At 67.5% G+C, this 21,265-nt stretch carries 19 protein-coding genes; 16 read left to right on the forward strand and 3 right to left on the reverse strand.

Annotation, left to right across the window (positions count from 1 at the left end; genetic code table 11):
* From WDC82_RS08100 to WDC82_RS08150, 11 genes are all read left to right on the forward strand, one after another.
* Positions 1-945, forward strand: a complete 945-nt coding sequence (locus WDC82_RS08100) for an acetamidase/formamidase family protein (protein WP_340116748.1) — start codon at positions 1-3, stop codon at positions 943-945.
* Positions 945-2,711: an ABC transporter ATP-binding protein gene (locus tag WDC82_RS08105; protein WP_340116749.1), complete on the forward strand. Its 1,767-nt coding sequence runs from the start codon at positions 945-947 to the stop codon at positions 2,709-2,711. Before WDC82_RS08100 ends, WDC82_RS08105 begins: the two co-directional genes overlap by 1 nt.
* A 201-nt stretch (positions 2,712-2,912) precedes the next feature.
* Positions 2,913-3,626, forward strand: coding sequence for an FCD domain-containing protein (locus WDC82_RS08110; protein ID WP_340116750.1), 714 nt, complete (start codon positions 2,913-2,915; stop codon positions 3,624-3,626).
* Entirely contained in the window at positions 3,616-4,647 is a 1,032-nt protein-coding gene (locus tag WDC82_RS08115) for an ABC transporter ATP-binding protein (protein WP_340116751.1), read from the forward strand. Before WDC82_RS08110 ends, WDC82_RS08115 begins: the two co-directional genes overlap by 11 nt.
* Positions 4,644-5,789: a dipeptide ABC transporter ATP-binding protein gene (locus WDC82_RS08120; RefSeq protein ID WP_340116752.1), complete on the forward strand. Its 1,146-nt coding sequence runs from the start codon at positions 4,644-4,646 to the stop codon at positions 5,787-5,789. The genes WDC82_RS08115 and WDC82_RS08120 overlap by 4 nt, the downstream gene beginning before the upstream one ends.
* Positions 5,782-7,302 (forward strand): ABC transporter substrate-binding protein, encoded by a 1,521-nt coding sequence (locus tag WDC82_RS08125; RefSeq protein WP_340116753.1) that lies wholly within the window; start codon positions 5,782-5,784, stop codon positions 7,300-7,302. Before WDC82_RS08120 ends, WDC82_RS08125 begins: the two co-directional genes overlap by 8 nt.
* Positions 7,303-7,365: 63 nt before the next feature.
* On the forward strand, positions 7,366-8,313 hold the full coding sequence (locus WDC82_RS08130) for an ABC transporter permease (RefSeq protein ID WP_340116755.1): 948 nt from the start codon (positions 7,366-7,368) through the stop codon (positions 8,311-8,313).
* Entirely contained in the window at positions 8,310-9,179 is an 870-nt protein-coding gene (locus WDC82_RS08135; protein WP_340116756.1) for an ABC transporter permease, read from the forward strand. Before WDC82_RS08130 ends, WDC82_RS08135 begins: the two co-directional genes overlap by 4 nt.
* Before the next feature lie 51 nt (positions 9,180-9,230).
* On the forward strand, positions 9,231-11,054 hold the full coding sequence (locus tag WDC82_RS08140; RefSeq protein ID WP_340116757.1) for a gamma-glutamyltransferase family protein: 1,824 nt from the start codon (positions 9,231-9,233) through the stop codon (positions 11,052-11,054).
* A gap of 19 nt (positions 11,055-11,073) precedes the next feature.
* Entirely contained in the window at positions 11,074-11,853 is a 780-nt protein-coding gene (locus WDC82_RS08145) for a DUF1028 domain-containing protein (protein WP_340116758.1), read from the forward strand.
* 73 nt (positions 11,854-11,926) lie between these two features.
* Positions 11,927-12,847 (forward strand): GntR family transcriptional regulator, encoded by a 921-nt coding sequence (locus WDC82_RS08150; RefSeq protein ID WP_340116759.1) that lies wholly within the window; start codon positions 11,927-11,929, stop codon positions 12,845-12,847.
* Here WDC82_RS08150 and WDC82_RS08155 read toward each other — a convergent pair.
* The 3 genes from WDC82_RS08155 to WDC82_RS08165 are packed head-to-tail and all read right to left on the reverse strand — an operon-like array spanning position 12,844 to position 16,327.
* Positions 12,844-14,736, reverse strand: coding sequence for a TIM barrel protein (locus WDC82_RS08155; protein WP_340116760.1), 1,893 nt, complete (start codon positions 14,734-14,736; stop codon positions 12,844-12,846). The two genes, WDC82_RS08150 and WDC82_RS08155, sit on opposite strands and share 4 nt — an antisense overlap.
* A gap of 39 nt (positions 14,737-14,775) precedes the next feature.
* Complete coding sequence (locus tag WDC82_RS08160; protein WP_340116761.1) at positions 14,776-15,687, reverse strand: shikimate dehydrogenase; 912 nt, start codon at positions 15,685-15,687, stop codon at positions 14,776-14,778.
* Positions 15,671-16,327, reverse strand: coding sequence for a TetR/AcrR family transcriptional regulator (locus WDC82_RS08165; RefSeq protein WP_340116762.1), 657 nt, complete (start codon positions 16,325-16,327; stop codon positions 15,671-15,673). The genes WDC82_RS08160 and WDC82_RS08165 overlap by 17 nt, the downstream gene beginning before the upstream one ends.
* A 217-nt stretch (positions 16,328-16,544) precedes the next feature.
* Between WDC82_RS08165 and WDC82_RS08170 the strand changes: the two genes are divergently transcribed.
* The 5 genes from WDC82_RS08170 (at position 16,545) to WDC82_RS08190 (ending at position 21,204) form a co-directional block, all read left to right on the forward strand.
* The gene (locus WDC82_RS08170) at positions 16,545-17,546 is read left to right on the forward strand and encodes a sialic acid TRAP transporter substrate-binding protein SiaP (protein ID WP_340116763.1); all 1,002 of its coding nucleotides are present in this window, start codon (positions 16,545-16,547) and stop codon (positions 17,544-17,546) included.
* Positions 17,547-17,688: 142 nt separating this feature from the next.
* Positions 17,689-18,204, forward strand: coding sequence for a TRAP transporter small permease subunit (locus tag WDC82_RS08175; RefSeq protein WP_340116764.1), 516 nt, complete (start codon positions 17,689-17,691; stop codon positions 18,202-18,204).
* A gap of 5 nt (positions 18,205-18,209) precedes the next feature.
* Positions 18,210-19,502, forward strand: coding sequence for a TRAP transporter large permease (locus WDC82_RS08180; RefSeq protein ID WP_340116765.1), 1,293 nt, complete (start codon positions 18,210-18,212; stop codon positions 19,500-19,502).
* A 10-nt stretch (positions 19,503-19,512) separates the two neighbouring features.
* On the forward strand, positions 19,513-19,947 hold the full coding sequence (locus tag WDC82_RS08185; protein ID WP_340116766.1) for a type II 3-dehydroquinate dehydratase: 435 nt from the start codon (positions 19,513-19,515) through the stop codon (positions 19,945-19,947).
* 189 nt (positions 19,948-20,136) lie between these two features.
* Positions 20,137-21,204: a spermidine/putrescine ABC transporter substrate-binding protein gene (locus WDC82_RS08190; RefSeq protein ID WP_340116767.1), complete on the forward strand. Its 1,068-nt coding sequence runs from the start codon at positions 20,137-20,139 to the stop codon at positions 21,202-21,204.
* The last annotated feature ends 61 nt before the right edge of the window (positions 21,205-21,265 follow it).

The following is a 21,265-nucleotide window of genomic DNA, read 5'->3' on the forward strand; positions in this document are numbered from 1 at the left end:
ATGTGCAAAGCCCATGACCACACCATTCATGGCGCGCACCATCATTTCGGGTGGGATCATTCGATCCCACCCGTCTTGACCGTCGCCCCCGGCACGACCATCGAGTTTGAGTGTCTGGACGCATCCGGCGGCCAGCTGACCAAGGACTCGACTCTGGCCGACGTCGGTGGTCTCGACTTCGGCAAGGTGAATCCGGTTACCGGTCCCGTCTTCATCGACGGGGCCGAGCCCGGCGACGCGGTGAAGGTGACGATCCATGAATTCAAGCCGTCCGGCTTCGGCTGGACGGCCAACATTCCCGGCTTCGGCCTGCTGGCCGAGCAGTTCACCGAGCCGGCGCTCCACATCTGGACGTACGATGCGGGCTCGCTCGCTCCGGCGCTCTATGGGCCTGGCGGCAAGGTGCCGCTGAAGCCTTTCGCCGGCACCATCGGTCTGGCGCCGTCCGAGCCCGGGCTGCACTCGGTGGTGCCGCCGCGCCGGGTCGGCGGCAATATGGACATTCGCGACCTTGCCGCGGGCACCGAACTCTATCTGCCAGTGGAGGTCGCCGGGGCGCTGTTCTCGATCGGCGACACTCATGCCGCCCAGGGCGACGGCGAGGTCTGCGGCACCGCCATCGAAAGTCCGATGAACGTGGTGCTCACGCTAGACCTGGTGAAGGACGCCAAGCTGAAGATGCCGCGCTTCACCACGCCGGGGCCGGTCAGCCGCCACCTCGACGAGAAAGGGTACGAGGTGACAACCGGCGTCGGCAGCGACCTCTTCGAAGGCGCGCAGGCGGCGGTTGCCCAGATGGTCGACCTGCTGGCGGCGCGCCACGGCCTGGCGCCGGTCGATGCCTACATGCTGTGCTCGGTCTGCGGCGACCTCAGGATCAGCGAGATCGTCGATCAGCCGAACTGGATCGTTTCCTTCTACTTCCCGCGCGTCGTGTTGGACTGATGGGCAAGGAAGACGCGCGCAAGGTCCTCTCGGTCCGCGGCCTGGTCACCGCCGTTTCGGGCGAGGGCGGGGCGCGTGCCGTGCTGGACGGCGTCGGCTTCGACCTCCACGAGGGCGAGACCCTCTGCATCGCCGGCGAGTCCGGCTCCGGCAAGTCGATCACCGCGCTCTCGCTCATGGGCCTCTTGCCCGAAGGCGCGGCGGTCACCGCCGGCGAGGCCTGGCTGGGCGAGAGGAACCTCTTCGCGCTGCCTGAGCGCGAGATGCTGAAGGTGCGCGGCGGCGAGATCGCCATGATCTTCCAGGAGCCGATGACCTCGCTGAACCCGGTGATGACCATCGGCGCGCAGCTGGTCGAGGCCTTGCGCGCCCATCGCGCGCTTTCCGCCACCGCCGCCAAACAGGAGGCGGTCGATATCCTGGGGGCCGTGCGCATCTCCGATCCCGGGCGGCGTTTCCGCCAGTATCCGCACGAGCTTTCCGGCGGCATGCGCCAGCGCGTGATGATCGCCATGGCGCTGTGCTGCAATCCCAAGGTGTTGATCGCCGACGAGCCGACCACGGCCCTCGACGTCACCATCCAGGCGCAGATTCTGGCGCTGATGGAGGACCTGCAGAAGGAATTTGGCACGTCGATCGTGCTGATCACCCACGACATGGGCGTGGTGGCGGAGATGGCCGACCGCGTCATCGTTATGAATCAGGGTCGCGTGGTGGAGGCTGGCGATGTCGAGAATCTTTTTGCCGCGCCCCGTGATCCCTATACGCAGAAGCTGCTGGCCGCGGTGCCGCGGCTGGGCAGCATGGCCGGCCGCGACCGCCCGCTGCGCGCCAAGGCCGGGCGCCAGGCCGCGCCCAAGCCGGTGGTCCGTGTTCGTGACCTCACCGTACGCTTCGATATCCTGGGCGGCCTCCTGCAGCGTCCGCAGCGGCGTGTCCACGCGGTCGAGCGGATCTCCTTCGACATCGCCGCCGGCGAGACCCTGGCGCTGGTGGGCGAGTCCGGCTGCGGCAAGTCGACCACCGGCAAGGCGCTGTTGAACCTGGTGCCTTGGCAGGGCGAGATCGCCATCGCCGGGCGGAACATCGCCGGCCTGTCGGCGGCCCAGATGGCGCCGGTGCGCCGCGACATCCAGATGATCTTCCAAGACCCCTTCGCCTCGCTGGACCCGCGCATGACCGTGGGCCGGCTGGTGGCCGAGCCGCTGGTCATCCACAGGATCGCCAAGGGGCAGGAGCTCGAGGACCGCGTGGTCGAGCTGTTTCGCCGCGTCGGCCTGGGCGCCGATGCGGTGCGCCGCCATCCGCACGAATTCTCCGGTGGCCAGCGCCAGCGCATCTGCATCGCCCGCGCGCTGACCCTCAATCCCAAGGTCATCGTCGCCGACGAGAGTGTCTCGGCGCTCGACGTCTCGGTCCAGGCCCAGGTGCTCGACCTGCTGCAGGAACTGCAGGACGATCTTGGGCTCTCCTTCCTCTTCATCTCCCACGACATGTCGGTGGTCGAGCAGGTGAGCCACCGCGTCGCGGTCATGTACCTCGGCCAGATCGTCGAGATGGGGCCGCGCGCCGCAGTGTTCGAAAACCCGCAGCACGACTACACGAGACGCCTGCTGGCGGCGGTGCCGGTGGCGGATCCGACGCGCCGGCGCGACGACCGCAGGCTGCTGACCGGCGAAGTGCCGAGCCCCGTGCGTGCCCTGGATTTTGCGCCCGACTTCGTGCGCCTGAAGAACCTCGGCAACGGCCACCTCGCTGCCGTGTAGCCGCGCCGGGCGTGGCCCGCCAACCGGGGGTGGTGCGCGGGCGCAGCCGCCGGTGGAATTCCTTTGTCAGCAAATAGGTCACCGTAGGTGCGCGTGTATTTTTCGCGGAATTCCAGGCTTGTCATGGCCGTGACGCGGATCCAATATTGGAACCAATAATATTTGGTTCCGCTCAGGAGCCAGTGCAACACAGGGATTTCCATGTCGCCGCATGGCAAGCCGACACAGCGCAATTCCAGCCTCGCGCTGGAACGCCTCCGGGTCCTGGTCGACCAGCTGGAGACCGAGGGGCGTGCCCAGCTGCCGACCGAGCGCGAGCTGGCCGAGCAGATGGGGGTCGGCCGCCGCGCGGTGCGCCGTGCGCTAGAGGTGCTGGAAGCCGAGGGCCGGATCTGGCGCCGCCAGGGCGCCGGCACCTTCGTCGGCACCGAGCCGCACCAGCCGGAACGCCACCTGAAGAAGCTGCCTGAGGTCACCAACATGCTGGAGGTGATGGAGGTGCGTCTGCGCCTGGAACCGGCGCTGGCGCAGCTCGCGGCGCTGCGTGCCACTGCTGCCGACGTTGCCTGGATGCGCCAACTCGCCGCCAAGGTGGCCACTGCCGACGACATGGACAGCCGCGAGCTGTGGGACGGGGCGCTGCACCGCGCCATCGCCACCGTCGCTGGCAACAAGCTGTTCCTCGCCCTCTTCGACGTGGTGGACCGCGTGCGCCAGGACGACACCTGGCGCCACGTGCGCGAGGCGCTGCGCACCGAGGCGCGCCTCTCGCTCTACAAGTCGCAGCACATGGAAGTTCTGGACGCCATCGAGCGCCGCGACCCGGCGGCGGCGGAGAAAGCCATGCGCCAGCACCTGCTGGCCCTGCAGGAGCGGCTGCTGCAGACATCCGGCGGGCTCAGCGATGCAAGCTGAAGCCGTCCTTACGACGGGCAACGACGCCCGGCCGGCGCCGCTGCTGACGGTGGAGCGGCTCGCGTTACGCCTGAAAGGCGGACGCGCCAACATCGTCGACGGCGTATCCTTTACCGTCGCCCCGGGCGAGACCCTCTGCATCGTGGGCGAGAGCGGCTGCGGCAAGTCGGTGACCGCGCTGTCGCTCATGGGCCTGCTGCCGATGCCGCCCATCGAGCTGGTCTCCGGCAGCGCCGATTTCGACGGACGGGACCTGCTGGGCCTCACCTCACGGCAGATGAGCGCCATCCGCGGCGACCGCATCTCGATGATCTTCCAGGAGCCGATGACGTCGCTGAACCCGGTCTACCGCATCGGCGACCAGATCGCCGAGGTGGTCCTGCGCCACCGCGACGTCACCCGGTCACAGGCGCGCGCCCATGCGCGGGAGATGCTGGAGCGGGTGAAGATCCCGGCGGCCGCACAGCGTCTCGACGAGTATCCGCATCAGCTTTCCGGCGGCATGCGCCAGCGGGTGATGATCGCCATGGCGCTGGCCAACGACCCGGCCCTGCTGATCGCCGACGAACCGACCACGGCGCTGGACGTCACCATCCAGGCGCAGATCCTGGAGCTCATCCGCACGTTGCAGCGCGAGACCGGCACCGCGCTCATCCTGATCACCCACGATCTCGGCGTGGTCGCCGAGGTTGCCGACCGCGTCGCCGTCATGTACGCCGGCCACATCGTCGAGCAGGGCCCGGTCGGTGCCATCTTCGACGACCCGCAGCACCCCTACACCATCGGCCTGATGAACTCCGTGCCCGCGCTGGGCGGGCGGCGCGGGCGTCTCACCACCATTCCCGGCATGGTTCCGCTGATCGATGCCATGCCGGCCGGCTGTCGCTTCGCGCCGCGCTGCCCCTTCGCCACCGAAGCCTGCGGGGCGGCGGTACCGCCGCTGCGCAGCTTGGCCCCCGGGCATGCCGCCGCCTGCATCCACGCGCCGCTGGAAGCGGCCTTCGCGGAGGCCGCCCGATGACGGCGCACAAGGAACGGCCGGACATCATCCTGGAGACGCGCGACGTCTGCCGCCTGTTCGGCGACAAGGCCGCCTGGTTCGGCGAGAAACGCGTGGTGCGCGCGGTGGACGGGGTGAGCCTGGGCATCCGCCGCGGTGAAACCCTGGCGGTGGTCGGCGAAAGCGGCTGCGGCAAGTCGACCCTGGCACGCCTGCTGGTGCGCCTGCTGCGGCCGACCTCCGGCGCGGTGATCTACGAGGGGCGCGACATCGCCGCCCTGTCGGACTCCGAAATGCGTGGCCTGCGCCGCGACCTGCAGTTCGTTTTTCAGGACCCGTTCTCCTCATTGAACCCGCGCATGACGGTGGGGGCTCTCATCGAGGAGCCGCTGCGTGTCCATGGCCTGGGCAACCGGGCCGAACGGCGGCGCCGCGTCGCCCAGCTGCTGGAGCGCGTCGGCCTCAGCCCGGAATTCGCCGGCCGCTACCCGCACGAATTTTCCGGCGGCCAGCGCCAGCGCATCGGCATCGCCCGGGCGCTGGCCAGCGGCCCCAAGGTGGTGATCGGTGACGAGCCGGTCTCGGCGCTCGACGTCTCGATCCAGGCGCAGGTCATCAACCTACTGGAGGACCTGAAGGAGGAGTTCCACCTCACCCTTATCCTCATCGCCCACGACCTGGCGGTGATCCGCCACATGAGCGACCGGGTCGCCGTCATGTATCTCGGCGAGATCGTCGAGCTGGCGGAGACCGATGACCTCTACGCGCGCCCGCTGCATCCCTATACCCAGGCGCTGATGCGCGCGATTCCGGTGGCCTCGCCCCATGTCCCGGCCATGCAAGCCGGCCTCAAGGGCGACGTGCCCTCGCCGCTGGCGCCGCCGCCGGGCTGCCGCTTTCACACCCGCTGTCCGCTGGCGACGTCCCTCTGCGCCGAGCGCAAGCCCGCTCTGGCCGCTGTCGGGGAGGGCCGCTTGGTCGCTTGTCACCACTGGCGCGAGGCCGCCGAGGCCGCGCCGGAGCTGCGCCGGGAGCCGCCGCGCTCGCCCGCGGCCGAGCGGCGTTTCGCGTTGTATCAGGAGAGAAGTGAACAACAGGAGAGGCTTCGGACAGCCCCGGCTGCCGGGTCGCAATCACAAAGAGGAGAACCGCAGAATGCATAAACTACTGCTTGCTGCGCTGCTCGCCGGCAGCGCCGTCGCATCGCCCCTGCTCACCCAATCCGCCGCCGCGGCGGATCTGCGCATCGGCTTGCAGGAAGATCCGGACGTGCTCGACCCCGATCAGTCGCGCACCTTCGTCGGCCGCATCGTCTACACCTCGTTGTGCGACAAGCTGGTCGACATCACGCCGGAGCTCAAGATCATCCCGCAGCTGGCGACCGGCTGGAAGTGGTCGGCCGATGGCCTGACCCTCACCATGGACCTGCGCGAAGGCGTCACCTTCCACGACGGCACGCCGTTCAATGCCGAAGCGGTGGTAGCGAACATTGAGCGCTCCAAGAACATGCCGGAAAGCCGCCGCAAGAGCGAGGTGAAGTCGATCGAGAGCGTTACCGCGAGCGGGCCGTACCAGGTGGAGATGACCCTGGCCGCGCCGGACGCGACGCTGCTGGCTCAGCTCGCCGACCGCGCCGGCATGATGGTGTCGCCGACCGCCGCGGCGGCCGCCGGCGCCGACTTCGGCAACAAGCCGATCTGCTCCGGACCCTTCAAGTTCGTCGAGCGCATCCAGCAGGACCGTATCGTGCTGGAGAAGTTCACCGACTACTGGAACGCGGACGCTTTCCACTTCGACAAGGTGACCTTCCTGCCGATCCCGGACACCACGGTGCGTCTCGCCAACCTGCGCTCCGGCGACCTCGACATGCTGGAGCGCCTGGCCGCGCCCGACGCCGCCGGGGTGAAGAGTGACGCCAACCTGCAGTATGCCGAAGCGGTGAGTCTCGGTTACCAGGGCATCACCATCAACGTCGGCAACGGCGACCGGGCGAAGAACCCCTTCGGCGAGGACGCCCGCCTGCGTCAGGCGCTCGAGCTGTCGATCGACCGCGAGGCCCTCAACCAGGTGGTCTTCGAGGGCGTCTTCGCCGCCGGCAACCAGCCCTTCCCGCCGACCAGCCCGTGGTACGACAAGGACGTGCCGGTCCCGGCGCGCGACGTCGAAAAAGCCAAGGCGCTGATGAAGGAGGCCGGCTTCGAAAGCTTCGACCTGGAAGTCCAGGTCGCCAACAACCCGGTGCAGACCCAGGTCATGCAGGTGGTGCAGGCCATGGCGGCGGAAGCCGGCTTCAACATCTCCCTGAAGTCGATGGAGTTCGCCACCCTGCTGCAGGAGCAGACCGCCGGCAACTACCAGGCCAGCCAGGTCGGCTGGTCGGGCCGCGTCGATCCCGACGGCAACATCCACCAGTTCATGACCTGCAAGGGCGGCATCAACGACTCCAAGTACTGCAACCCGGAGGTCGACAAGCTGCTGGACGCGGCGCGCACCAGCACCGACGAGGCCGATCGCAAGGCGAAGTACGACGCAGCGCGTGAGATCCTCGCCAAGGACCTGCCGATCATCTACCTCTACCACCAGACCTGGATCTGGGCGCTGGACGAGAAGGTCGAGGGCTTCGTCGCCTATCCGGACGGCATGATCCGCCTGGAGAACGTGAAGTTCAAATCGTAAGTCCTGCGGGGGCCGGTCTCGCGCCGGCCCCCGCTTCCTTCTGCCGCGCGGACACCCAGCCCCATGCTGTCCTTCATCCTCAGACGCCTCGCCATCGCGGTGCCGACGCTGATCCTGGTGTCGGTCTTCGTCTTCACCCTGCAGAAGCTGCTGCCGGGCGACCCGGCGCTGATCCTGGCCGGCGAGGACCGCGATCCGGCGGCAATCGAGTTCGTGCGCGAGAAGTATCACCTGAACGAACCCATCATCACCCAGTACGCCTACTGGGTGCAGGGCGTGGTGCAGGGCGACATGGGCGTGTCACTGCGCACCAACCAGCCGGTGCTGACCCTCATCGGCGACAAGCTGCCGGTGACCATTCAGCTCGCCGCCATGGCGCTCATCATCGCCTTCGTCATCGGCGTGCCCGCCGGCATCCTCTCGGCGGTGAAAAAGGGCACGGCGATCGACTACGCCGCCAACATCGTGGCGCTCTCCGGCCTTTCCATTCCCAATTTCTGGCTCGGCATCATGCTGATCCTGCTGGTCTCGGTACAGCTCGGCTGGCTGCCGGCCTCGGGCTACGAGTCGCCCTTCGTCGATCCCCTGCGCTCGCTGGAGACCATGATCATGCCGGCCTTCGTGCTGGGCACCGCCCTGGCGGCGACGCTGATGCGCCACACCCGCTCGGCCATGCTGGGCGTCCTCAAGGCCGACTACGTGCGCACCGCCCGGGCCAAGGGTATCCGCGAGGTGCCGGTGATCCTGAAGCACGCCTTCCGCAACGCGCTGCTGCCGATCGTGACGCTGACCGCGCTGCTGTTCGGCGAACTGCTGGGCGGCGCCGTGCTGACCGAGCAGATCTTCACCATCCCCGGCTTCGGCAAGCTGATCGTCGACGCCGTCTTCACCCGCGACTACGCGGTGGTGCAGGGCGTGGTGCTCTGCGCCGCGGCCGGTGTCATCCTGGTCAACCTGGTGGCCGACGTCCTCTACTTCGTGGTCAACCCGCGCATGAGGGCCTCGCTGTGAGCGCCGTCAGCGAAACGCCGGCACCGGCCTACCGCGGCGGCAGCCGCAGCTGGCGCAAGCTGCGCTCGCACCGAAGCGCGCTGGTCGGTTTCGTGATCGTCGCTTTCTTCGTCACCGTGGCGCTCTTGGCGCCGGTGTTGCCGATCGCCGATCCGGCGGCGACCAGCTGGTCGGCGGTGCGCAAGGCGCCGTCGGCGGAGTACCTGCTGGGCACCGACGAGATCGGCCGCGACATCTTCTCGCGCATGATCTGGGGTGCCCGCGCCTCGCTCATCGCCGGCGTCATCTCGGTGCTGCTGGCGGTGGCGCTGGGCGTTCCCTTCGGCCTCGTCGCCGGCTACTTCGGCGGCTGGATCGACCAGGTGGTCTCGCGCGTCACCGACGCCCTGCTGGCGATGCCTTTCCTCATTCTGGCGGTCGCGCTCGCTGCTTTCCTGGGCCCCAGCCTCACCAACGCGATGATCGCCATCGGCCTCGCGGCGATGCCGATCTTCGTGCGCCTGACGCGCGGCCAGGTCCTCAGCGTGAAGACCGAGGATTACGTCGAGGGCGCGCGCGCCATCGGCCTCACGCACTTCGCCATCATGCTGCGCTACATCCTGCCGAACGTCTTCGCGCCGGTGCTGGTGCAGGCGACGCTGACCATTGCCACGGCGATCATCCTGGAGGCAGCGCTTTCCTTCCTTGGCCTTGGCCAGCAGCCGCCGGCGCCAAGCTGGGGTTCCATGCTGAACGTGGCGAAGAACTTCCTGACCCAGGCCCCCTGGATGGCCTGGTGGCCGGGGGCGGCGATCTTCCTGGTCGTGCTCGGCTTCAACCTGCTGGGCGACGGCCTGCGCGACGCGCTGGATCCGAAAGAAACCTGACCCCGCATACCCTTTCTGTTTTCAAGAACGATAGATCTATTGGGATAAGAGATGTCCACCTTCACCACACGGCCTGAAATCGCCGGCACCTTCGGCGTCGTTACCTCCACGCACTGGATCGCCTCCGCTGTCGGCATGAGCATTCTGGAGCGCGGCGGCAACGCCTTCGATGCCGCCGTCGCCACCGGGTTCGCGCTGCAGATCGTCGAGCCCAACCTGAACGGCCCCGGCGGCGACATGCCGGCGGTGATCTACAGCACCGCCAAGGACAAGGTGGAGGTCATCTGCGGCCAGGGCCCGGCCCCGGCCAAGGCGACCATCGACCACTACAAGAGTGTCGGCGTCGATCTCATTCCCGGCTCCGGCCTGCTGGCCACCGTAATTCCCGGCGCCTTCGACGCCTGGATGCTGATGCTGCGCGACTACGGAACCATGAGCGTCCGCGAGGTGCTGGAGCCGGCGATCCACTATGCCGAGCACGGCCATCCGATGCTGCCCCGCGTCGCCGATACCATCGCCGGCCTTGCCGGCTTTTTCCGCGCCGACTGGCCGACCTCCGCCGAGGTCTGGTTGCCGGGCGGCTCGGCCCCGGCGCCGCGCAGCCTGTTCCGCAATCCGGCGCTGGCGCAGACCTGGAAGCGGCTGCTGCGCGAAGCGGAGAGCGCTTCGGGCCGCGAGCAGCAGATCGAGCGCGCGCGCGATACCTTCTACCGCGGCTTCATCGCCGAGGCGATCGACGGCTTTTTCCGTGATGCCGAGCTGCGCGACGGCAACGATCTGGAAAGCATCAACAAAGGCGTGCTGAGCGGCGACGACCTTGCCGGCTACAGCGCCACCGTCGAGCCGCCGCAGAGCTACGACTATCATGGCTGGACCGTTTGCAAGACGGGGCCATGGGGCCAGGGGCCGGTGCTGCTGCAGGCCCTCGCCCTGCTCAAGGGCTTCGACATCGCCTCGCTCGACCCGGCCGGACCCGAATTCATCCATCTGTCGGTCGAGGCGATGAAACTCGCCTATGCCGACCGCGAGATCTACTACGGCGACCCGGCCTTCGCGGATATCCCGATGGATCACCTGCTGTCGGACGCCTACAACGCCGAACGCCGCCAGCTCATCTCCGACCGCGCCTCCCATGACCTGCGTCCCGGCACCGTGCCGGGCTACGAAGACCAGCTGGCGCGCACCATGGCGGTGATCGAGGCCGCCGGCATCTCGAAGACCGGGGTCTACGAGCCGACCATGGCGCACCTGGCGGAACAGTCCCACGCGGAGTTCCTCGCGGCGGAGAAACCCGGCGACACCGTGCACATCGACGTCATCGACCGCTGGGGCAACATGGTCTCGACCACGCCGTCCGGCGGCTGGCTGCAGTCCTCGCCCAGCATCCCGGGCCTCGGCTTCCAGATGAACTCGCGCGCCCAGATGTTCTGGCTGACCGAAGGGCTGCCGACCTCGCTGGCGCCCGGCAAGCGTCCGCGCACGACGCTGACGCCCAGCCTCGCGCTCTTCGAGGGGCGGCCGTGCTTTGCCTTCGGCACCCCCGGCGGCGACCAGCAGGACCAGTGGCAGCTGCCCTTCTTTCTGCGCGTCGCCCACCATGGCCTCAACCTGCAGGAGGCCATCGACCTGCCGTTGTTCCACACCACCCACTTCCCGGCCTCGTTCTATCCGCGCCAGCGTCAGCCCGGCCACATCATGGTGGAGAAGAACGTCGGCACGGCGACGCTGGACGTGCTGCGCCAACTCGGCCACTCGATCGAGGAGGCGGAGCCATGGTCGGTCGGCCGCCTCACCGGCGCCAGGCGCGAGGCCGACGGCATCCTGAAGGCGGCGGCGACGCCGCGCCTCATGCAGGCCTACGCCATCGGCCGCTAGGAAAAGGGGAGACGCTGCCGTGACCTATTCCATCGTCGCCCGCGATGCGGAGACCGGGGCCTACGGCGTCGCCGTCGCCAGCCGTTTCTTCGCGGTCGGCGCGCTGGTGCCGCACCTGCGCGGCGGCATCGGCGCCATCGCCACGCAGGCCTTCGTCAATCCGCTCTACGGCACCGACGGGATCGATCTGCTGGCGCAGGGCGGAAACGCGGATGAGGTTCTAAAGGCGGTGACCGAGCGCGACGCGGGGCGGCAGCACCGCCAGGTCCACCTGGTCGACGGGCAGGGCCGCGCCGCCGCCTTCACCGGCGAGAGCTGCATCGACTGGGCCGGGCATCGCGTGGGTGACGGCGTCTCGGTCGCCGGCAATATGCTGGCCGGGCCCCAGGTGGTGGCGGCGACCTTCGAGGCCTACCGGGCGAACCTCGGCCTGCCCTTCGTCGAGCGCCTGCTGACCGCGATGGAGGCGGGCGAGGCGGCCGGCGGCGATAAGCGCGGCAGGCAGTCGGCGGCGCTGAAGATCGTCCACGGCGAGGCCTATCCCTGGCTCGACATCCGCAGCGACGACCATGCCGACCCGCTGCCGGAACTGCGGCGGCTCTACGCCGTGGCCCAGGAGCGCTTCCTGCTGTTTGCCGAACTGCTGCCGACCGCCGGCAACCCCTCCGGTGCCCTCGACCGCGCCGACATCGATCGCCGCATCGCTGAGCGCGAGGCGCAGTGCCTGGCGGAGGGCCGGCCGTCGCCCTCCCATGCCACCGGCTCCGCCGTCATCAAGCCGGCCCCCAGGAACGCCTGATAGCGGGATTTTCCTTTCCTCTCCCAGGGCCTAGAGTAACCGTCCCCTTTCGCAACCCCTGGACCTTAGGCGGATGACGGCTCCCCGGGCGAAGACCACGGCACTGGCGCGGCAGATCCTCGAGATCGCCCGGCGCGACGGCCTGGCCGCCGGCACCCACCTGCCGGAGGTGAAGCTGGCCGAGCGTCTGGGCGTCTCGCGCTCGCCGGTGCGCGCGGCGCTGGCCCTGCTGAAGGACCGCGGCGCGGTGAAGCTGGCGCCGGGGCAGGGATACTCCCTCGCCCTGGACAGCGACGGACCGGCCTTCGCCGCCATTGCCCTGCCGGAGCCTGAGGAGGCGGTGATCTATCGCGACCTGGTGCGCGCGCGCTTTGCCAACCTCATCCCGCCGCAGGTCGCGGTCAGCGACGTCATGCGCCGCTACGACTGCGACCGAGCCACCGCCAACCGGGTGCTGGCGCAGATGTCGGAGGACGGCGTCATCGAGCGGGCGCCGGGTCGCGGCTACCTCTTCGGGCCGGTGCTGAACGATGCCAGGGCCTACGAGGAGAGCTACCGTTTCCGGATTCTGGTCGAACCGGCCGCCGTGCTGGAGCCGGGCTTCCGCCCCGACCCCAAGCGCATGAAGCAGCTGCGCGCGCGCCACGAGGACCTGCTGCGCGCCGGCATCGAGACCGTGCCCATGGCGGCTCTCTTCGAGGCCGACGCCGCCTTCCACGAGGCCATCGGCGACTTCTGCGGCAACCGCTTCCTCGCACACGCGATCCGCTTGCAGACCCGCCTGAGGCGGTTGAGCGAGTACGAGAACTACAACGACCGCGAACGGCTCAGCGCGTCCTGCCACGAGCATCTGGCCATTCTCGATGCCTTCGAGGCCGGCGACTTTCGGCGCGCCGCCGAGCTGCTGCGCCGCCACATCGCGGTGTCGCAGGAAATCCGCCCCAACTTCGACAAGGTGCGCGCCCTGGCGCACCGGCGGCTGACAAGAGTCTAGCGGCGCACCGCCGGATTGGTCTCCAGCGCGCGTTTCTGGGCGGCGATACGGAACTGGGCGTTTGCGGCGCCGTAGCCGCGGTAGCCGCCGCGCCGTTCGACGATCTCGAAGAAGAAGCCTTCGCCGTAGTTGGGCCCGTAGAGCTGGAAGTACTCGCCGTGCTCGTCGCGGTCGTAGAGGATGTTGGCGGCCTTCAGGCGGTCCAGCAGGTCGGCGTCGAGGGCGAAGCGTGCTTCCAGATCGTCGTAGTAATTGGGCGAGATCGCCAGCGGCGTGAAGCCGTTCTTCGCCAGCTGTGCGGCGGTGGCGAAGATATTGCCGGTCTTGAAGGCGAGGTGCTGGACGGCGGAGCCAAAGCTCTCGGTAATGAAGCGTCCGGCCAGGGTCTTGCGATTCTCGGCACCGTTGAGCGTGATGCGCAGGCTGCCCTCGGCGTTCTCGATGACCTGGCTGCGCACCAGGCCGGCGGGGTCGACGACGTCGACCATCGGTGTTTTATGGGTCCTGAAGATCGCGGTGTAGAACAGCAGCCAAGTCAGCATCTCCTCGTAGTTCATCGTCTGGGCGATGTGGTCGACGGCTATGAGGCCGGCGTCCGTCGACGCCTCCGGATCGTCCATCGACTCGAACTCGATCTCCCACACCCGGCCGAGATCGCTGCGGTCGTCGATGAAGTGCATGATGCCGCCGCCGACCCCGCGGATGGCGGGGATCTTCAACTCGCCGGGGCCGACCGGCTGATCGAAGAGGCTGGCGCCGAGCGTGCGGGCGCGCTCCACCGTGGCGGCGGCATCCTCGACCTTCAGGCCCAGGTCGCAGACGCTGGTGCCGTGCACCAGGTAGGAGGAGTGGGCGAAGCCCTCGCGCTCGGTGTTGATCACGATGTTGATGCCGCCCTGACGCCACAGTTCGACGTCCTTGGCGATGTGGCGGCCGGCGCGGCGGAAGCCCAGGGCGCGCAGCAGGTTGCCGAGTTCGTCACCTTCGCGCTCGTCGGCGGCGAACTCGATGAACTCGATGCCGGAGACCGGCACCCGGTCCGGCATGGCCGGCACCGAGATGGCGATGCCGGGCTCCCGACGTTTCACCCGGTCCATCAGGTAGAGCAGCGAGCGGTGGCCGTCGACGGAGATGGTCTTAGGCGAGCCGCCGCGGAACTGGTCGTTGAAGATTTCGAGCGAAACCACGCCGTCGTAGCCGGTGGCGGCGACCGCCTGCATGAAGCCGGTGACATCCAGGTCGCCCTCGCCCGGCATGTTGCGGAAGTGGCGGCTCCAATACAGCAGATCCATGTCGATGCGCGGCGCATCGGCCAGCTGCACGAAGAAGATGCGGTCGCCTGGGATGGAGCGGATGGAATCCGGGTCGAGGTCGCGCGCCAGGGTATGGAAGGAATCGAGGATGAGGCCGATATTCGGATGATCGGCGCGGCGCACGATCTCCCAGGCGTCGCGGTGGTCGCTGACGTGGCGGCCCCAGGCCAGCGCCTCGTAGCCGATGCGGATGCCGCGCGCGGCGGCGCGTTCGCCGAGTTCGGCGAAGTCGGCGGCGGCGCGGTCGATGCCGCCGAGCGACAGCGACGAGACGTTGGAGCAAACCAGCATGAGCTCTGCGCCCAGCTCGCCCATCAGGTCGAACTTGCGCTCGGCCCGTTCGAAAGCGCGGTCGCGTTGCGGCTCCGGCATGCCCTCGAAGTCGCGGAACGGCTGGAACAGCATGATTTCCAGCCTGTGGTCGCGCACCAGCTGGCCCGCCTCGCGCGGCGAGCCGTCGAAGGCGAGAAAGTCGTTCTCGAAGATCTCGATGCCGTCGAAGCCGGCAGCGGCAATGGCGGCCAGCTTCTCCTCGAAGTCTCCTGAGATCGAAACGGTCGCGATGGAGCTACGCATAGGTCCCTTTCCGCGGAAGTCGTTAGAGGGCGGCGCTATTCACGCTTGCGGTCCCGCACCGGACTCGCCCAGAAGGCGGCGCAGTTGTGTCGGATCGACCGGGCAGTCCGCGAAGAGCCGCCAGGCGTCGACACCCTGGTGGAAGAACAGCTCGTAGCCGCTGATGATCGTGCGGCCCTCGGCGGCGGCCTCGGTCAGGAACTGCGTGTCGAGCGGCGTGTAGACGGCATCGAAGGCCCAGCCGGGGCCGCCCATCCGCGCTCTCGGCAGCGGCGTTCCCCCGTATCCGACCATGCCGACCGGCGTGCAGTTGATGACGCCGTCGATCCTGTCCGGCAACCCTTCCACGCTGTCCGCGAGGGTTACCGGCAGCCCCGGCGCGGCGGCGCCCAGGCGCGCTTCCAGATCCGCGGCCTTGGCGCGGTCCAGATCGACGATGCACAGCGCTTGCACACCGAGTTTGAGCAGGCCGAAAGCCACCGCCTTGCCCACCCCGCCGGCGCCGAACAGCCCGACGCGGCCGGCGCCGTCCGTGCCGCGGACCTGGCGGTAGGCGGCGATGAAGCCGCTGTAATCGGTGTTGAAACCGTGCGCCCCGTCCGGTTCGAAGATCACGGTGTTGATGGCCCCCATGGCGCGGACCAGCGGATCCTCGACGCGGACTCGGCGCGCTGCCTTTTCTTTGTAGGGATAGGTAATGTTGAGCCCGCGATAGCCGTCCGCCTCACATCGCGCGAAGAGATCGTCGAAGCCGAGGCCGATCTCGCGCGGCACGAGACGCTCGTAACTGACGGCGATGCCGGCGAGCTGACCGGCCAGGCTATGCAGCAGCGGCGCTTTCGAGTGGGCGATGTTGTCGCCGATCAGCCCGAGCTTCAGGGGCGGCGCGCCTGCACGGGAGCTCTTGCGCTCAGGCCGCAGGCCCTTGCCGCGCTCATCGCTTTTCAACATGCCGCACGATCATATCGACGATGCCTTCGCGCAGCGAAGCCAGCGACTGCGGTGAAGCCAGGTCGCGCTTGAAGATGCTGGAGAAGGTCGAACGGTTGGAAACGTTGAAGAAGCAGAGCGCGCTGATCTTCCAGTGCAGTTCGATGGGGTCGATGCCTGCGCGGAAAGCCCCCTCGCGCACCCCGCGCTCCAGCAGGCGGCCGATGGCGTCGATCGCCGCGAGGTTCAGCTTCCGGATCGCGGAGGACTGCGCCAGGTACTCCGCGTGGTGGATGTTCTCGATCATGACGAGGCGGATGAAGTCCTCGTTACTGTTGTGGTGGTCGAAGGTGAAACGGACCAGCCGCTCCAGCGCCGCCACCGGCTCCAGGTCATCAAGATGCAGATCCGCCTCGAAGTGACGCACCTTGCTGTAGGCGGCCTCCAGCACACGGAGATAGAGGCCTTCCTTGCTCTCGAAGTAGTAGTAGATCATCCGCTTGCTGCACTTTGTCTTCGCGGCGATCTCGTCGATCCGCGCGCCCGAGAGTCCGCGGTGGGCGAATTCTTCGGTCGCTACCTCAATGATGTTGCGCCTTGTCCCTTCCGGGTCGTTGGTCCGACCCGTTGCGGCGCCCTTCTTCATCGTTTCGACGGCCATTCCTTTGTCCCTCAACTGAACCCCAAACAGTCGTGCCGACTTTAGAGGCGGCGCCGCACCAAGCCCAGTAGCGATCGCCAGTCTGGACAGCCGGGCCCGTCCCCCGGCAGGCCCAGGAACGAGGACCATTGACATAAACTAACTAGTTCGTCCATTCTTCCTTTCAAAGGCGGGCATGGCAAGTCCGTTCGACCCGCCGCCATAGGGAGGAATGACCATGAATTCAGCTGTTTCACGGCGCTTTGCGCTGTTCCTGGGCGTGGCGCTGGGCGCCGGGGCCCTGACCGCCGGCGTCGCGAGCGGTGCCGCCGCGCAGGACAAGCCCGTCCTCAAGTTCGCGGCAGTGTTCAGCGACACGGACATCCGCGCCGACGCCATGCGCCAGCTTGGCGAGGCGCTGTCCGGCGACTTCACTTTCCAGCCGCACTTCGGCGCCACCCTCTTCAAACAGGGCACAGAGCTGGTGGCCCTGCAGCGCGGCAACCTGGAAACCGGCATCGTCGCACCGCAGGACATCGCCAAGCAGCTGCCGTCCTGGTCGATCCTGACCGCCGCCTATCTGTTCCGCGACGCGGGCCATCTCAAGCAGTTCTTCGAGAGCGAGGCCGGCCAGGAAATGAAGGCCATGGCCGAGGAAAAGCTCGGTATTCACATCATCGCGCCCGTCTACTTTGGCGCGCGGCAGGTCAACCTCAAGCCGGAGAAGACCATCGAGACCCCGGCCGACATGGCCGGCATCAAGCTGCGCATGCCCGGCGGCGACGCCTGGCAGTTCCTCGGTAGCGCGCTCGGCGCGAACCCGACGCCGATGGCCTACTCGGAGGTCTACACCGGCCTGCAGACCGGTGCCATCGACGGTCAGGACAATCCCTTGCCGAACGACTACAACATGAAGTTCTACGAGGTGACGTCGCAGATCGTGCTGACCAGCCACCTGATCGGCTACGATCTCTTCGCCGTTTCCGGCGAGACCTGGAAGGCGCTTTCCGACGAACAGCGTCGAACGCTTGAAAGCGAAGTCGAGAAGGCAGTCGACTGGAGCACCCAGAAGCATCTCGACGAGGAAGCCCGCCTTGTCCAGTTTTTCAAGAACGAGGGGCTGAAGGTCTACGAGCCGGACCTCGATGCCTTCCGCAGGCACGCTCAGCAGATGTACCTGGAGTCCGATTTTGCCAAGGACTGGCCGGAGGGCATGCTGGACAAGATTAACGCCCTCTAAGGAAAGAGGCTCGCCGCAGCGTTGCTGTGAAAGCCGCCGTGCTATGGAAGCTGTCGCGGAGTCCGCGTGAAGCACGTCTTGCCGAGCGGCAGGATCACGCGGCCCGGACGGCGTCGCCGCGTCGCGTAGGGAGACTGCGGGAATGAGGGGCAGGCTCTTAAAGCTGGCAGGCTGGCTGCGCCGCCGCGCCGAAAACATCGCGGCGGCGCTGTTGGCGGTGGTCTTCGTCTCCTTCATCCTGCAGATCGTCTTCCGCTATGTGCTCGGCTGGCCGGTCGGCTGGACCCTGGAGGTCAGCACCCTCGCCTGGATGTGGCTGGTGCTCTGGGGGGCCGCCTTCGTGGTGCGCGAACGCGACGAGATCCGTTTCGACATCCTCTTCAGCACGGTCTCTCCGCGCCTGCGCCGCGGCTTCGTCGTGATCGCGGGTGTGGTCCTGGCCGGGGTGTTCGCGATCTCCCTGCCCGCCGTGGTGGACTACGTGACCTTCATGCGGGTTGAGAGCGTTTCCTACATCGACCTGCGCCTCGACTACGCCTTCTCCATCTACATTCTCTTCGCCCTCGCCGTGATCGGGCGTTGCCTCTACCGGATCGGAGCGGCGCTGCAGGGGAAGTCACCCGAGACGGCCGACCTCGCTCTCCATAGGGAAGAATAGCGCCGGTGAGCCCCTTTTCCGTCTGCCTCATGGCGATCGTCGCCCTTGCGATCCTGGGGCTGCCGGTCGGCTACGCGATGATCGCCGGCTCGATCGTCTATCTGCTGGTCGCCGGGCAGGACCTCAGCATTGCCGCCGAGCAGCTGCTGCAAGGGCTGCGCGGCAGCTTCGTGCTGCTCGCGATTCCGCTGTTCATCATGTCCGCCGAGCTGATGAACGTCGGCAGCCTGTCCAACCGCCTGCTGCACTTCTGCAATGCCATCGTCGGCCGCTTCAGGGGCGGCCTGGGGCACGTGAACGTGGTGCAGAGCGTGATCTTCGCCGGCATGTCGGGCTCGGCCATCGCCGATGCCGCCGGCGTGGGCCGGCTGATCATCAGCCTGATGACCCGCGAGGGGCGCTACACCCGCAGCTATGCGGCGGCTATCACCGCAGCGTCGGCGGTGGTCGGGCCGATCATTCCACCGTCCATTCCCATGGTGCTCTTCGCCTTGGTCTCCGATGCCTCCATCGGATACCTCTTCCTGGGCGGCGCGGTGCCGGGGCTACTCATGGCGGCGGCGCTGATGGCCCTGAACAGCGCCATGGCGCGGCTGCGCGGCTTTCCCGTCGAAGAAGCGGTGCCGCTGCGGGCGGTGCCCCGAATCACGTTCCGCGCCTTCCCGGCCCTGATGATGCCGGTCATCCTGCTCGGCGGCATCTACGGCGGCATCACCACGCCGACCGAGGCCGCCGCCGTGGCCGCGGCCTACGCATTCCTCATTTCCCTGGTGCTCTACCGCGACGTGACCTTCGCGCAGGCCTACGAGGCGGTGCTGACCAGCGCCCGCTCCAGCGCCTCCATCGGCATCCTCATCGGCGGCGCCCTGGTCTTCAACTACGTGGTCACCATCGAGAACATCCCGGCCGATCTCAGCGCCTTTCTGGCCGACTACGAGCTCTCGGCGGTGAGCTTTCTGTTGATGGTGAACGTGATTCTGCTGATTCTCGGCTGCTTGCTGGAAGGCATCACCATCCTGCTGGTCATCGTGCCGATCTTCATCCCGATGGCGCAGGTGCTCGGCATCGACATGGTGCATTTCGGCGTCGTCGTGGTGGTCAACCTGATGATCGGCCTGATCACGCCGCCCTATGGCCTGCTGCTGTTCGTCGTCGGCAGCGTCGCCGAGGCGCCTCTGCTCGCCATCATCCGCGACGTCCTGCCGTTCCTCGCCGCGCTGCTCTGCGCGCTGGCAATCATCACTTTTGTGCCCGACGTAGTCCTCTGGCTGCCGCGACTGCTCGGCTACAACGGCTGAAGGAGCTCCCATGGCAAAGCCCGTCTTCGTCCTGAATGGACCCAATCTGAATCGCCTCGGCACCCGCGAGCCGCAGATCTACGGCACCACGACCCTGGCCGACATTGAGGCGCTGTGCCGTGCGGCGGTCCCCGAACTCGCCATCGACTTCCGGCAAACCAACCTGGAGGGCGAGATCATCGCGTGGATCCACGAGGCCATCGACGATGCCGCCGCCATCGTCATCAACCCCGCCGCCTGGTCCTTTACCTCCATCGCGCTGCTCGACGCGCTGAAGATGTTTCCCGGCCCCATCGTCGAGGTCCACATCTCGAACATCCACAAGCGGGAAGCCCATTACCACCACTCCTACGTCTCGCTGGTCGCCACGGCGGTCATCGCCGGCCTGGGGGCCGAGGGCTACGGGGCGGCGGTGCGGGCGATCCCGGCCTTGCTTCGGCCGTAGCCCGGTTCCCGCCGCCAGCCTTGGGGTGATTCCCACCCGGCCGCCTTGCGGTTGTCTGTTGTACTTTTTTCAAAATCAGTACAGCATAAGCGCCGTGGCCCGCGCGGCCAGCCAGAGCCGGAATCACCGGCCGACCGCGCCGGCAGCAGGGAAATCAGCGACGCTACGGGGAATGGGAGACAGGGAAACATGGGAAAATTCAATAAGTTGGCTTCCGCGCTGCTGACCGGCGCGGCGGTCCTGACGCTGGCCGGCACGGCCCCGGGGGCGGCCTGGGCGGCGGGCAAGATCGTGATCTCCAACTGGGACGGCTACATGCCGGCCGACATGCTGGAGCGCTTCACCGCGGAAACCGGCATCGAGGCCGAGCTGGCGGTGCATGCCACCAACGAGGAGATCATGGGCAAGGTGGTGGCCGGCAAGGGCAAGGGCTACGACGTGCTGTTCGTCTCCTCGCCCTTTGTCGAGGCGCTGAAGAACCTGGGGCTGGTCGCCGAGCTGGACCACGCGAAGATCCCCAACATGAAGAACCTCTATCCGGAGGCCATGAAGCTGGAATACGACCCCGGCAACACGGTCTCGGTGCCTTACGCCTGGGGCACCACCGGTCTCTGCTACCGCGCCGACCTGGTCAGCGGAACGCCGGACAGCTGGATGGATCTGCTGAAGCCGGCCGACGCGTTGAAGGGCAAGGTCACCATGCTGTCGACCGACCGCTGGCTGATGGCCGCCGCATTCCTGGCCGAGGGCAAGTCGGTGAACTCCACCGACGACGCCGACCTCGCCGCCGCCAAGGACCTGCTGATCGCCGCCAAGAAGGACCTGCTGGCCTACGACGACACCACCTTCTATGCCAAGCTGGTCTCCGGCGAGGCCTCGCTGGTGCAGGCCTGGGACGGCTGGTGCAACTACGGTATCGCCGAGAACGCCGACATCAAGTACGTCATTCCCCAGGAAGGTTCCGACCTCTGGGTCGACACCATGGTGGTGACCGCGGCGTCCGAGAACAAGGACGCGGCCATGAAGTTCATCGACTTCATCCTGCAGGCCGACAACGGCGCCTGGGTGCCCGCCAACATCCTCTACAAGGTACCGAACAAGGCGGCCATGGAGGCACTCGATCCGGCGCTGCTGACGCAGTTCCCCAACCTCGCCATGAGCCCCGAAGACCTGCTGAAGCAGGAACAGCTGCGCGATCTCGGCCAGGGCCAGAAGGCCTTCTCCAAGACCGTCACTGAAATCCTCGCGTCCAACTAGGTAGGGTAGGACCGGACGCAGGGCCGCCGCCGCTCCCATCGGTGACCCCGGGAGCGGCGGC

The sequence above is a fragment of the Pelagibius sp. 7325 genome, from assembly GCF_037652055.1.
Lineage (GTDB): Bacteria > Pseudomonadota > Alphaproteobacteria > Kiloniellales > Kiloniellaceae > Pelagibius.